Here is a 12,409-nt window from a genome sequence, read left to right on the forward strand (position 1 = left end):
GTGTCGGGTCTGTTCGGTAGCGTTCATGCGCGTGACGGACGAGCGTGAGGTTCTGGACTGGCGGACCTTCGGTGTCGCCTCCAGGGAACTGGCCCAGCTGGTCGCGGACGACGGGTTCCGGCCGGACCTGATCCTGGCGATCGCGCGTGGCGGCCTGTTCGTGGCGGGTGCTCTCGGCTACGCGCTGTCGGTGAAGAACCTGCACGTGATGAACGTCGAGTTCTACAACGGCATCGGCGCCACCCTGGACATGCCGGTGATGCTGCCGCCCGTGCCGAGCACGGTCGACTTCTCCGCGAAGAAGGTGCTGATCGCCGACGACGTGGCGGACAGCGGCAGGACCCTCGTGCTGGTCCGGGACTTCATCCAGGACCAGGTGGCCGAGGTCCGGTCGGCCGTGGTCTACGAGAAGTCCCGGTCGCTGGTCAAGTGCGAGTACGTCTGGCGGCGCACAGACCGGTGGATCAACTTCCCGTGGAGCACCCAGCCCCCGATCGTGGATCCGTGAGCACGGTGGCCGGAACCTGCCGGCCCGGGAACGCGCCGGCTCCGAACGTGCCGGCTCGGAATCCCCGCGTCTGATCGCGGCGCCGCGGCCCTGGTACCGACGCGCGGGTGACGCGCGAACGACGCCGGTCGTCGGCGGGTTGCGCGATCGCGCCGGCGCTCGTGAGGATGGCCGGAGGGTGACCGCCCAGGTCGCCGAGCGTCGTTCCACATGGAGGGCCCCGTGCGTCAGCTGCCGCTCGTGCCGCGTCACCGATGGGTGGCGGCCCTCGTGCTCGCGGCCGTCGCCGGGCTGTCGTCGTGCGACAGCCCCGCCAGTTCCGCTGGCGGCAACCCTGGGGGCGACACCGGCGGCAACACGGCTGGTGGCGACACGTCGCCGGCCGGCGGGCAGACCGGCACGGCGACAGCGGCCCCCGAGCCCAGCCCGAGCCAGACAACCGCCGTCGGCCGGTGCGGGACGGCGGACCTCGCCGCCGCGCTCTCCGCGCCCCCGCCCGCCGGGACGTCGCCGACCACCGTGCACGTGATGTTCCGGAACACCTCCTCGGCCCGGTGCGGCCTGGAGGGATATCCAGGTGTGCAGCTGCGGGAGACCGGCGGTGACACGTGGGATCTCGTGCGGTCCCCGCTCGTCGCCTCCACACTGATCGTTCTGGCTCCCGGTGAGCAGGCGCACGCGACGCTCACCTACCTTCCGGCGAGCTCCCCCGGCGGCCCTGGCAATCCCGTCTTCACCCCGGCCACCGTCGCCCTGACGCCGCCCGATGAGCGGACCCAGCTCGTGGTCCCGTGGAAGGGCGGGCCGCTCGTGCGCCAGGACGGCGCCACCCATCCCGGCACCTATATCTCGGCGCTCGAACCCGGCGCCTGATCGCGGACCGGGACCGGCGGCGCCGGCCGGCATGCCGCGAACCGCCGCGGGTGTGAGCTGATCGCACGGTCCCGGCGCCGCTGAGCCACTCGTCACAGGACATCGCCCAGCCCTTCTCGTGACCATGCTTGCGATATATCGTGAGCGTGTCGTCCATTGGACGCGGACGGCTGAGCGATGGAGGTCGTCGATGGCAGAGCAGGGAAGCACGCCGGGCGCACTCGGCGGCGCGGTGCCGGGAAGACCACCCGGGCCGGGCCGGCGGCGCCCACCGCCGCGCCCCGTCGAGGTGGTGTCCGTCGCCCGCCTGGCGCCGTGGCTCCTGTCGGTGTCGCTCGGTGGCGACGCCCTCGCCGGGTTCGCGGTCGACGCACCCACCTCGCACATCAAGGTGTTCATCCCGCCGCCGGGCGAGGAGTTGGCGCTGCCCACTCCCGGGCCCGAAGGGCTCGTCTGGCAGACGGACGCGCCGCGGCCGGTGGTGCGTACCTACACCCCGCGCCGGTTCGACCCGGCCACCGGCACACTCGAGGTGCAGTTCGCCCTGCACGGCCCCGGGCCCGCCGCGTCGTGGGCCGAGGCGGCGAAGGCGGGTGACCAGGTGGCCGTCGCCGGGCCCGGGGGCCGCTTCCGGCTCGACCCGGGAGCGGAGCGCTGGTGGATCGCCGGTGATGAGAGCGCCGTTCCGGCCGTCGCCACCCTGCTGGAGGCGCTCCCGCCCACGGCCAGGGCCGAGGTGCATCTCGAGGTCGCGGACGCCGCCGACGCGATCCCGTTGCCAGGACCGGCGCGGACCTCGGTCACCTGGCATCAGCGCCGGGACGCGGCGGCCTACGGCGCCGAGCTCGTCGAGGCCGCGGCCGGTTTCTCCTTCACCGCCGGCACCAACGCCTGGGCCGCCTGCGAGGCGGGAGCGGTTCGTCGCATCCGCCAGCACCTGCTGACCGAGAAGCGGGTCCCAGCGGCCGCCCTGACGACCCGCGGCTACTGGCGGCTCGGAACCATGAACCATCCCGACCACGACTACGGCGACGACTGACCGACCGCCTGGTGCCGCGGGCCCGCCGGCGGGCCTCAGGCCTCGGGTCTCGGTCCGTCGTATCGGCGCGGGCCGTGCTCCCCGGCGTGGCGACCGGTCAGCGCGGGTGGAGATCGTCGGGCTGGGCGGCGAGGTCCTCGGCGCGTGGGGCGTGCGCGGGGTCCATGAGGTGCTGGGCGACGACGCCGGTGAGCAGCGCCTGGTAGAGCACCCCCACGCGTAGCGCCCGTTCCGGCTCCGCCGCCGGGTCTATCCCCGCGAACAGCGCCGCCAGTCCTTCGCGCGCGGCGGTCTGCGAACCGGCGAAATGCTCCGCCAGGTCGGGCCGGCGGCGGATCTCGGTGACGAGCTCGRACTGCACGGCCCACAGGGTCGGGTTGGCGTGCACGGAGGCGATGACGCGCCGCCAGATCGCGACTCGCCGCGCCTCGGCCGGCAACGCGCCGTTGTCGCCGGTGCCTGTGCCGTCGCCGTCGCCGACCAGGGTGCGTTCGAGTTCCTCGCTCCACCRCTGGACCGCCTGGAAGAGGGCGGAGCTCAGCAGCGCCTCGGTCGAGCCGAAGTGGTAGCCGATGGCGGCGAGGCTCACGCCCGCGGCCGAGGCGATGTCCCGCGCCGTCGTGCGGGCGTAGCCCTTCTCGTAGAGGCAGGCCAGCGCTCCGTCCAGCAGCTTCTCCCGGTTTCCCACGCGCCCACCGTACGTCTAAGACGAACGTCTAGTACATATGTGTTGTACATTTGTGTAAGACATATGTACAGTTGGTCGTGCGGGGACGACGACGRCCGGAGGAGCAGACGATGCGGAACCAGGTGACCGGTTCTCAGGCGGTGGCGGTGCGGGACGACCACTACGCGACGATCAACGGCGTCGAGCAGTGGCTGCAGATCCGCGGCGAGGACCGGGCCAACCCGGTGCTGCTCGTGGTCCACGGCGGCCCGGGCTCGCCCTATTCGGTGTTCACCCCGCTGCTGCGTGAGTGGGAGCGGACGTTCACGGTGGTGCAGTGGGACCGTCGCGGCTGCGGCCGGACTCGCCGCCGCGGCGGCGAGTCCAAGCCCGCGCGGCTGTCGTTCGAGCAGCTGGCGGCCGACGGGATCGAGGTCGCCGAGTATCTGCGCCGGCGTCTCGACAGGGAGAAGATCGTGCTGATGGCCGGCTCGATGGGAACCCTCGTCGGCCTGCCGATGGCTCTGCGGCGCCCCGATCTGTTCTCGGCGTACGTCGGCACCGACCTCTATGTGGACATGGTGGCCAACGAGCGCCTCGGGTGGCACGACACCCTCGAACGGCTGCGGGCGGCGGGGAACCGTCGCGGCGTCACCGCGCTGGAGCGGATCGGCGACGATCCGGCCCGTTGGACGGTCAAGCAGTGGGGCGCACGGATGCAGTGGTCGATGGCGACCGACCCGGTCAGCCCCAACGTGATCTTCAAAATGATCTTCCCGCTGTTGCTGCGCAACCCGGACTACTCGCTCGTCGACGCCTGGAACTGGCTGCGCGGATTCCGTGAGGTTCGCGACGCGATGTTCGAGGAGTTCATGCGGTTCGACGCGCGCCAGCTCGGCACGTCGTTCGAGGTGCCCTTCCACCTCATCCAGGGCGCCGAGGACGTGGTGACGCTGACCGCGCCGGCTGTCAGTTACTTCGAGCAGGTGCGGGCGCCGGCGAAGAAGTTGGTCCTCCTCGACGGCGCCAGCCACTTCTGCGCCTTCACCCATCCGGCCGCGTTCCTGGACGCGCTGGCTGACGTCCCCACCGCCTGACCGCTCGGAGCGCGGCCGACGGGCCGCCCGGTATCGGCCGAACTGGGCCGGTATAGCGTGACCGGCGAGAACCGGTCACCGTGTGGAGTTACCCGTGATTGATGGCCACAGCTCGTTCGAGCGGGTCGGGGTGGTGGATTCAGCACCGTCTACCGCGCCTACGGTCCGACTGATCTTTCCGGGTCTCGATCTGGACGGGTTCTGGGACGACAACGAGTACGCGGTTCGCGAGTACATGGACGCATCCCCGTCGGCTGCGGTGATCGCATCCGTTGAGACGGGGCTCGGTTTCCGGCTGCCCGCCTCGTACGTGGCCCTGATGCGGGCGCACAACGGCGGGATGCCTCGTCGCACCTGCTGCCCCGCACCGAATCCGACCACCTGGGCCGAGGACCACGTCGCCATACACGGGATCATGGGAATCGGCCGAGAGAAGTCGTACTCGCTCGCGGGCGCGCGCGGTAGCCGGTTCTGGATCGACGAGTGGGGCTACCCCGCCATCGGGGTGTACTTCGCTGACTGCCCATCGGCCGGGCATGACATGATCGCGTTCGACTATCGCGACAGCGGGCCTGATGGCGAGCCGCGCGTGGTCCACGTCGACCAGGAGGACGACTATCGGATCACGGTGCTGGCCCCGGACTTCGTGAGCTTCATCCGGGCCCTGYGGCCACAAGAGGACTACGACGTCGAGACCTGAGGACGCGCCGGACTGGCGTGTGCCGGTTGTCGCATCAGGCAACGCGAAAGGCCGCCAGGTCCGGTGCGGGTCACGGCATCTCGGGTTCTTCGGCCGGTCCGTGGCACGGCCGTTCTGAAACGGGCGAACGTCGCCGGACGCGGTACTAACGGTCGGCGAACGGGGCTGAACAGRCCGCGCAGGTCGAGGCGGGGCCGGCGGCGGCCGTTCGGAGCCGCCGTGACGGTGGGCGGCCGTCGCGGATCTGACTGAGCACGGGTGTGCCGATCTCGTTGATGACGACGCGGGTGCCGTCGTGGCGGCGGGCGCGGGTCCAGCTGTCGATCAGCTGGTAGGCGGCATGGTCGAGGTAGTCGACGGCCAGGTCGAGCTGGACCGGCGCGGCGGCGGGCAGCCGGGCGAGCTGGCGTGCCAGCCGGGGCAGCGACGGGAAGGCCAGCGTCCCCTCGATGACCACCCGCCACGGCGAGCCCGCGCCGGCGGGCGGGTGGAYATGAACGGGCGCGACGAGCGCGCGGCGCAGCGTCTGCAGCACGGCCAGGCCCACGCCGAGCGCCACTCCTTCCAGGAGGTTGAGGACCACGACGCCGCCCGCGGTGACCAGGTAGACGGCGAGGTCCCCATGCCGGGACAGGACCCGGACGCCGGCGAGGTCGACGAGTTTCACGCCGATCACGACGAGCAGCCCGGCGAGGACCGCCAGCGGGATCTGGCGTAGCAGCGGCGCGAGCAGCAGGGCGAACCCGGCCATCCACAGTCCGTGCAGGATGGTCGAGGCACGGGTCCGGGCGCCGGCGCGGACGTTGGTGGCGCTGCGGACGATCACACCGGTGACCGGCAGTCCGCCCGCGAGTCCCGACACGGTGTTCGCGGCGCCCTGCGCGACCAGCTCCCGGTCCAGGTTCCCGCGCGGACCGCCGTGCATGTTGTCCACGGCGACGGCTGACAGCAGGGACTCGATACTGGCGATCAGCGTGACGGTGAGGATGGCGGTCGCGATGCCCGTCACCGCGCCGCCGGGCAGCTCCGGCAGGGCGAGCGAGCCGAGAACATCATGAGGCAGCGCGACCCGGGGCACGTCGGACGCCAGCGACGCCACGGTGGTGAGGGTCACCGCCGCCAGCGGCGCGGGCACGCTCGCGAGCGGGCGCGGCAGCCGCGGCCACGCCAGCATCAGGACGATGGTCGCCAGGCCGAGCACGGCCGCCACCGGGACGTGGACGGTCCCGAACTGACGGCCAAGCTCGATGATGTTGTCGAGGGCCGAGGACCTCGCGGCGCCGCCGAGCACGACGTGGACCTGGCCGACGACGATCGTGATCCCAATGCCCGCGAGCATCCCCTGCACCACGGCAGGCGAGATCGCGAGCACCCCGCGGGCGACCCGGCTGACGCCGAGAAGCACCTGCAGGACGCCCGCGACGGCGGTGACGAAACACGCCGCCCGCCAGCCGTAGGTCGCGACCACTGTGGCGACTACCGAGGTGAGGCCCGCCGCCGGGCCCGAGACCTGCAGAGGCACGCCGCCCAGCGCGCCCGCCACGACGCCGCCGACCACGGCGGCGATGACTCCGGCGGCCACCGGCGCCCCGGAGGCGACGGCGATGCCCAACGAGAGGGGCAGGGCGACCAGGAAGACCACCAGCGACGCCTCGACGTCGGCCCGCCACCGGGGCCGCGCGTCACGTCGGTCCAGCGAGACTCCAGGCCGGGTCCTTTTCGCCCTGCTCAGGTCTCTCGGGCTTCCCGGATTTCTCAGGCTGCTCGTGTCGCTCGTGTCGGGCGCGGGGGACTCGTCGGGCACGTGCGGACTCCAGTCGTAGGCCGGCCGCAGACACCACGACAACGAGTAGCTGTAAAGCTACGTTCCGAGATCGAGTGGGTCGACGGTGGTCGCGATGTGGGCGCCCAGTGGTCGAGCGTCGACCACCCGTCTCTCACAACCCGGCTCCAGAGGCCCGCTGCGCGCTCGGGGGTAGGTGGCTCGGTAAGGCAGGTTTGGGAGATAGCGGGTCCAATCGGCTTCGGTGAGGTCGGCTGGGGGACTGAGTTGGCCGGGGGGACCGACGTGGGGAGCACCACCGCGGCACTTCCCACAAGGGTGTCGATGTCGCTCTGATCCGGTTTGCTACCGTTACACCTGTTCCTAGGGAGGGGTGCCCGAGGGAGTGCTCTGATGACCTCTGTCTCCAGAAGTCTCACCGGCGTCATGGCCGCCGTCGGCTTGGCCGCGGTCCTCACCGCCTGCAAGCCAAGCTCGTTCCCGCCGCCATCCGGCGGTGGAGACCCACGGCCGACAGCCACCGCCAGCCCGGCCACCTCGTCCCCGGCCGCGAGCCCGTCCACCACCAGCTCGCCCACGGCCGTGCCGACGTCGTCACCCGCCCCCCCGCCGCCGGCCCCGACGACGACCCCGCCGAGGACGGTTCCCACGACGCGGCCGCCGACACGGCCGCCGACGACGCCGGCCCCGCGGCCGACGACCACGGCCCCGCCGCCGCCCGCCGGGGGGACGCAGACGGACGAGGTCGTCCGGCTCACCAACGTCGAACGGTCCAAGGCGGGCTGCGGCCCGCTAGCCGTCGACGCCCGCCTCACCGCCGCCGCGCAGGGCCACTCGGCCGACATGGCGCAGAAGAACTACTTCAGCCACACAAGCCTTGACGGACGCTCGTTCGCCGACCGGATCCGCGCGACCGGCTTCCCGGGAACCTCCATCGCGGAGAACATCGCCGCCGGCGGGACGACAGCGGCGCAGACCGTCGAGATGTGGATGAACAGCGAGGGGCACCGCGCGAACATCCTCAACTGCTCCTACACCCACATCGGCGTCGGCTACGCCGAGGGCGGCTCCTACCGGTACTACTGGACGCAGGACTTCGGCCGCCTCTGACACTCCGGGCTCCACGTTCCACAGGCCCCCTCGCCGGCCGTCCGCGTGCACAGCCGCGGCCGGCCGGCGAGGCCGGGCGGACAGCACCGCCAGCGGACAGGACCGCCGGGTCACGGCACCGCGGACTCAGGGCGCGAATGCCGTCAGATCAAGCCGCCGCAGCCGGTCAGGATCGGCGAACACGTCGATCTCGACGATCCGACCGCCGCGCACCGTGAAGCCGAGGATCGCGGTCGGCGTCAGGCCGGCCGGGATGACCACGATTCCCGGGACCCCGTTCACCAGCGCCCGCCGCCCGAACGGAGCCATCGGCGCGAACGTCGACACCGCCGCGGCGACCTCCCGGGCACCGCGGACCTCGCCCGACGTGCCCAGCCGGCCGCCGGCGTCGGCACGCAGCACGACGTCGGGATCCAGCACGGCGAGCAGGCCGTCGAGGTCGCCGTCGCGCGCCGCGGCCTGGAACGCGTCGACGAGCTCCCGGTGCCGGGCGCGGTCGACGTCCGACGTCACGCCGGCGCCCCGCACCCGACGCCGGGCGCGGCTGGCGAGCTGCGTCGCGGCGGCCGGTGAGCGCTGGACGACCCTGCCGACCTCGTCGAACGGCACCCCGAACAGGTCGTGCAGCACGAACGCGATGCGCTCCGCGGGGGTGAGGGTGTCGAGCACCACCAGCAGCGCGAGCCCGATGGCATCGGCGAGCAGCGCCTCCTGCTCGGGGTCGGCGGCGTCCTCGCGGCTGACCAGGGGCTCGGGCAGGTGGACCCCGAACTGCTCCTCCCGGCGAGCGCGGCGCGTCCGGAGCATGTCCAGGCAGATCCGCGCGACCACCGTCGTCAGCCAGCCCGGCAGGTTCACCACGTCCCCGCGGTCGGCCCTGGTGAGCCGCAGCCACGCTTCCTGCACCGCGTCATCCGCGTCGCTGAGGGAACCCAGCATGCGGTAGGCGACCGCCCGGAGGCGTGGCCGATGGGTCTCGAACTGTTCGGTGAACGGGTCGCCGCCGCCGTCGGTCATGGTTCCCCCTCTGGATCCGTCATACCGATGACGAACCGCGTTCGGCGGATCTGACGCGTCTGGAGCAACGATGAAACTGACGATCTTCGCGGCCACGGGTGGCATCGGGCGCCATCTTCTCGAGCAGGCGACGGCGGCCGGTCACGAGGTGACCGCCGTGGTGCGCCGGCCGGACGCGCTGCCGTCGGTTCCGGCGCGGGTCGTCACCGCCGACCTGGCGGCGGCCGACCCCGCGGCGCTGGCGGCCGCGCTCGCCGGTGCGGACGCGGTCCTGTCCGGTCTCGGCGCCCGCGGGAAGAAGGACGCCGGGGTCGCCTGGCGGGGCACGACGGCGATCGCCTCGGCGATGCGCGCCAGCGGCGTCCGGCGGATCGTCGTCGTCAGCGCGGCGCCGATCGGCCAGGTCCCCTCGCCGGGCCGGCCGCGCCCGCCTCGGCACGACGCCGGCGACGGTTTCTTCACCCGGTACCTGCTGTCCCCTGGCATCAGAACCGTCCTGCGCACGCACTACGCCGACCTCGCCCGGATGGAGGAAGTACTGCGCGACAGCGACCTGGACTGGACGGTGGTCCGGCCGCCGCGGCTGACCGACGGCCCGTTGACGACCACCTACCGCACGGCCCTCGACCAGAACCTGCGCGGCGGCGTCGCCATCTCCCGTGCCGACGTCGCCCACCGCATGCTGCGCGCTCTCGACGAGCCCGACACGGTCAGGCACACCGTCGGCATCGCCGACTAATGCGGGCGCCGTTGGCCCGCCGCGGCGGGAGTTCTGGAACGAGTCAGACGTAGCGCGTCACTGGCGACGCGTCGCGTCCGAACAGCGGCGGCGATGGCCTGGTCCATCGCGGACGCCAGCGAGTCCCCTCGCGCACGCGGCTGGTCGGCCCTGCGCCGCCGAGGGGTGGCAGGCCGTTCTGCGGCACGCTGCGGCCGGTCGACGTGGCGCGGGGCCAAGTTTCCTGCTGAGGAGGTGCGCGAGGCGCGAGAGCTTCTTCGCGCGACTTGACCTTCTCGCGAACCAAACCAGTTCCATGCTCCGGAAGAACTGCCCAACCACGGTCAGGCCGACGCGGTCTCAAGCGATCGGCGCATAGAAACTCGTAGAAAGGTGACCCACCGATTGGAGGGTCGGGCGCGGAGCATGGAGTTGATCTCCAGGGAATTTGCGGTAAAGCTGCCGCATCGGGTGGTCGTCGGGTTGCTGGATCGACTGACGGCTACACTCATTGCGGAGCTGGCTCCAGATCGGTTGGGCAGCCCAGGGGAATCTTGCCCCTGGGCTCCCGCGAATCCTGGCATGACGATCTATCGTTCAGGGATCATGATCAATTCCTGCGGCCCAGTGTACGCGACAGGAACCATCTGCTCTTAAATGGCCGCGGATCGCGCCGCGGCCGCCTGCTCCGGCGACAGCTCACGATCTTTCTTCCGAGGCTTCATATCTCTCGATGTCATCACTCACGGTGCCCATCCCGCCGGACCCAGGCCCGGCGTGTCAGGCCGGAACCACCGTTCTCGTGCGGCTCTGTTGCACTTTCGGTGGTGACGTTCTGTGGTCTGTGTGGGTGTCGGTCCTCGGGATTCGTGAGGTGACCGATTCGCTCGGCCACGATGTGTCATGTGTGGTGCGGATCGTCTGGTGAAGGTGGCGTTTTCGGGGCTTGCGCCGCTGGTGATCGAGGACGTGGTCGTTGAGGGCGATCTGATTCGTGTGCGGGCTCGGACCCCGGAGGTGGCGGCGGCCTGTCCGACCTGCGGGAACGTGTCCTCGCGGGTGCATGGCTTTGGGCTGCGGACGGTGGCTGATCTCCCGGTCGACGAGCGTCGGGTGGTTGTCGTCGTGAGGGTTCGTCGGCTGGTGTGTCCGACGCGGGGCTGCCGGCAGACGTTTAGGGAGCAGGTTCCGGACGTGCTGGAGCGTTACCAGCGCCGGACTGGGCGGCTGGCTCGGGTGGTGGGGTCGGTGGTCCGCGAGTTAGCGGGCCGTCCGGGCGTCCGGGTCCTGTCCGCGCTGACGATCTGTTTGTCGTTCAACACCGCGCTGCGTTGCCTGCTGCGCCTGCCGTTGCCGCCACTTGTCGTGCCGCGGGTGCTGGGCGTGGACGACTTCGCGCTGCGCCGGCGCCACCGCTACGCCACGGTCTTGATCGACGCGATGACGAGACGGCGTGTCGACGTGATTCCCTCGCGCAGCGCGGACGCGGTCGAGGCGTGGCTGCGTGCCCATGCCGGCGTCGAGGTCGTCTGTCGAGACGGCTCCGGCGCCTACGCCGAAGCGGTCCGTCGCGCCCTACCCGGCGCGGTGCAGGTCGCCGACCGCTGGCACATCTGGCACAACCTCGCCAAGGCCGCAGGCAAAGACGTCGCCGCCCATAGCGCCTGCTGGGCCAAGCACGGCCCGCCCCTGAACGACGGCCCGCTCGCCCGCACGACCCGCGAACGCTGGCATCAGGTCCACCGCCTGCTCGACCAGGGCGTCGGCCTGCTCGAATGCGCGCGGCGGCTCAACCTCGGCCTGAACACCGTCAAACGCTACGCCCGCGTGGCAGAACCCGAACGCCTGGTGCGCGCCCCGAAATACCGCCCGACCCTCGTCGACCCCTACCGCGACCACCTGCGCCGCCGCCGCGCCGAGAACCCGGCAACCCCGATCCCGCACCTTTTCGAGGAGATCAAAACCCTCGGCTACTCCGGCAGCTTCAACCTCCTCGCCCGCTACATCACCCAAGGACGCGTCGAGGCCGACCGACTCGCGATCTCCCCACGCGCCGTCGCCCGACTCCTGCTCACCAAGCCGGAGACGCTGACCGATACCCAGCGCACCCGATTCGACGAGCTGTCGACGGCCTGCCCAGAGATGATCGACCTCACCAACATGATCCGCGGGTTCGCGGACCTCCTGCACCCCCGCCCCGAGAACGCCGACCGCCTGACCGAATGGATCACCAGCGCCCGCGAAGCCGACCTGCCCCACCTACACGCCTTCACCCGCGGCCTGGACTTTGACCGCGCCGCCATCACCGCCGCCCTCACACTGCCCCACCACAACGGCGGAACCGAAGGCGTCAACACCAAAACCAAACGGATCATGCGCCAGATGCACGGCCGAGCCGGATTCCCCCTCCTACGCCACCGCATCCTGCTCGACTAACACTCAGTCACCACCGAAAGTGAAACAGAGCCGTTACTGAGCTTTAATCCGCGGGGTCGGATGGGATCGGGGTCTGATCGCCGGGTAGATCGTCTGTATGAGGTACGCGACTGGTGGCGGGTTGACCGCCGAGGACCGGGATCGTCGGGAGCGGGTACGGCTGGCGGCTGCCGAGCGGTTCGAGCAGGGGCAGTCGTGCGGGCAGGTGGCCGCCGAGCTGCGGGTGACCGAGCGGTCGGTGGAGCGCTGGCGGCGGGCCTGGCAGGCCGGTGGGGTGGAGGCGTTGCGTTCGACCGGACCGGCGTCACGCTGCCGGCTGGTCGAGGACCAACTGCTGGCCCTCGACGCCGAGCTCGACCGTGGGCCGGAGGCGCACGGCTGGGCGGATCAGCGGTGGACGCTGGCCCGGATCCGCGAACTGATCGCCGCAATGTTCGGGGTCCAGTACACGGTGCCGGGGG

At 71.4% G+C, this 12,409-nt stretch carries 12 protein-coding genes; 9 read left to right on the forward strand and 3 right to left on the reverse strand.

Features of this window, described 5'->3' with window-relative positions; all coding sequences use genetic code 11:
• Positions 1-25 precede the first annotated feature (25 nt).
• The 3 genes from BL253_RS30795 to BL253_RS30805 all read left to right on the forward strand — a co-directional run bounded on the left by BL253_RS30795 (position 26) and on the right by BL253_RS30805 (position 2,420).
• A complete protein-coding gene (locus tag BL253_RS30795) occupies positions 26-508 on the forward strand; it encodes a phosphoribosyltransferase (protein WP_241835300.1) in 483 nt (160 codons plus the stop codon).
• A 222-nt stretch (positions 509-730) separates the two neighbouring features.
• Positions 731-1,381, forward strand: coding sequence for a DUF4232 domain-containing protein (locus BL253_RS30800; protein WP_076820833.1), 651 nt, complete (start codon positions 731-733; stop codon positions 1,379-1,381).
• A gap of 190 nt (positions 1,382-1,571) precedes the next feature.
• Positions 1,572-2,420 carry a siderophore-interacting protein gene (locus BL253_RS30805; RefSeq protein WP_076820820.1) on the forward strand — a complete coding sequence of 283 codons (849 nt, stop codon included), beginning with the start codon at positions 1,572-1,574 and terminating at the stop codon, positions 2,418-2,420.
• A gap of 97 nt (positions 2,421-2,517) precedes the next feature.
• On the opposite strand, the gene BL253_RS30810 is transcribed toward BL253_RS30805, so the two are convergent.
• Complete coding sequence (locus BL253_RS30810; protein ID WP_076820821.1) at positions 2,518-3,108, reverse strand: TetR/AcrR family transcriptional regulator; 591 nt, start codon at positions 3,106-3,108, stop codon at positions 2,518-2,520.
• A gap of 110 nt (positions 3,109-3,218) precedes the next feature.
• Here BL253_RS30810 and BL253_RS30815 point away from each other — a divergent pair, with 110 nt between their 5' ends.
• Both BL253_RS30815 and BL253_RS30820 read left to right on the forward strand, forming a co-directional pair.
• Positions 3,219-4,184: an alpha/beta fold hydrolase gene (locus BL253_RS30815; RefSeq protein WP_076820822.1), complete on the forward strand. Its 966-nt coding sequence runs from the start codon at positions 3,219-3,221 to the stop codon at positions 4,182-4,184.
• A gap of 94 nt (positions 4,185-4,278) precedes the next feature.
• A complete protein-coding gene (locus BL253_RS30820; protein ID WP_198946465.1) occupies positions 4,279-4,884 on the forward strand; it encodes an SMI1/KNR4 family protein in 606 nt (201 codons plus the stop codon).
• Between the two features lie 145 nt (positions 4,885-5,029).
• Here BL253_RS30820 and BL253_RS30825 read toward each other — a convergent pair whose 3' ends face one another.
• A complete protein-coding gene (locus BL253_RS30825) occupies positions 5,030-6,688 on the reverse strand; it encodes a SulP family inorganic anion transporter (RefSeq protein WP_076820823.1) in 1,659 nt (552 codons plus the stop codon).
• Positions 6,689-7,060: 372 nt separating this feature from the next.
• Between BL253_RS30825 and BL253_RS30830 the strand changes: the two genes are divergently transcribed.
• Entirely contained in the window at positions 7,061-7,777 is a 717-nt protein-coding gene (locus BL253_RS30830) for a CAP domain-containing protein (protein ID WP_076820824.1), read from the forward strand.
• Positions 7,778-7,903: 126 nt separating this feature from the next.
• On the opposite strand, the gene sigJ is transcribed toward BL253_RS30830, so the two are convergent.
• Positions 7,904-8,794, reverse strand: a complete 891-nt coding sequence (sigJ, locus tag BL253_RS30835; protein WP_076820825.1) for an RNA polymerase sigma factor SigJ — start codon at positions 8,792-8,794, stop codon at positions 7,904-7,906.
• A gap of 70 nt (positions 8,795-8,864) precedes the next feature.
• Between sigJ and BL253_RS30840 the strand changes: the two genes are divergently transcribed.
• The 3 genes from BL253_RS30840 to BL253_RS30850 all read left to right on the forward strand — a co-directional run.
• Entirely contained in the window at positions 8,865-9,533 is a 669-nt protein-coding gene (locus tag BL253_RS30840; protein WP_076820826.1) for an NAD(P)-dependent oxidoreductase, read from the forward strand.
• 882 nt (positions 9,534-10,415) lie between these two features.
• Entirely contained in the window at positions 10,416-11,948 is a 1,533-nt protein-coding gene (locus tag BL253_RS30845; RefSeq protein ID WP_076820827.1) for an ISL3 family transposase, read from the forward strand.
• A gap of 97 nt (positions 11,949-12,045) precedes the next feature.
• Positions 12,046-12,409, forward strand: a 364-nt coding sequence (locus tag BL253_RS30850; RefSeq protein ID WP_131831613.1) for a helix-turn-helix domain-containing protein, incomplete at its 3' end; no start/stop codon positions are given.

The sequence above is a fragment of the Pseudofrankia asymbiotica genome (genome assembly GCF_001983105.1).
GTDB classification, from domain to species: domain Bacteria; phylum Actinomycetota; class Actinomycetes; order Frankiales; family Frankiaceae; genus Pseudofrankia; species Pseudofrankia asymbiotica.

Bases quoted from the DNA above. Each gene is read 5' to 3' on its own strand.
- BL253_RS30795 (WP_241835300.1), top strand. From the start codon at position 26: ATGCGCGTGACGGACGAGCGTGAGGTTCTGGACTGGCGGACCTTCGGT.
- BL253_RS30830 (WP_076820824.1), top strand. From the start codon at position 7,061: ATGACCTCTGTCTCCAGAAGTCTCACCGGCGTCATGGCCGCCGTCGGC.
- BL253_RS30815 (WP_076820822.1), top strand. From the start codon at position 3,219: ATGCGGAACCAGGTGACCGGTTCTCAGGCGGTGGCGGTGCGGGACGAC.
- sigJ (WP_076820825.1), bottom strand. From the start codon at position 8,794: ATGACCGACGGCGGCGGCGACCCGTTCACCGAACAGTTCGAGACCCAT.
- BL253_RS30805 (WP_076820820.1), top strand. From the start codon at position 1,572: ATGGCAGAGCAGGGAAGCACGCCGGGCGCACTCGGCGGCGCGGTGCCG.
- BL253_RS30845 (WP_076820827.1), top strand. From the start codon at position 10,416: ATGTGTGGTGCGGATCGTCTGGTGAAGGTGGCGTTTTCGGGGCTTGCG.
- BL253_RS30840 (WP_076820826.1), top strand. From the start codon at position 8,865: ATGAAACTGACGATCTTCGCGGCCACGGGTGGCATCGGGCGCCATCTT.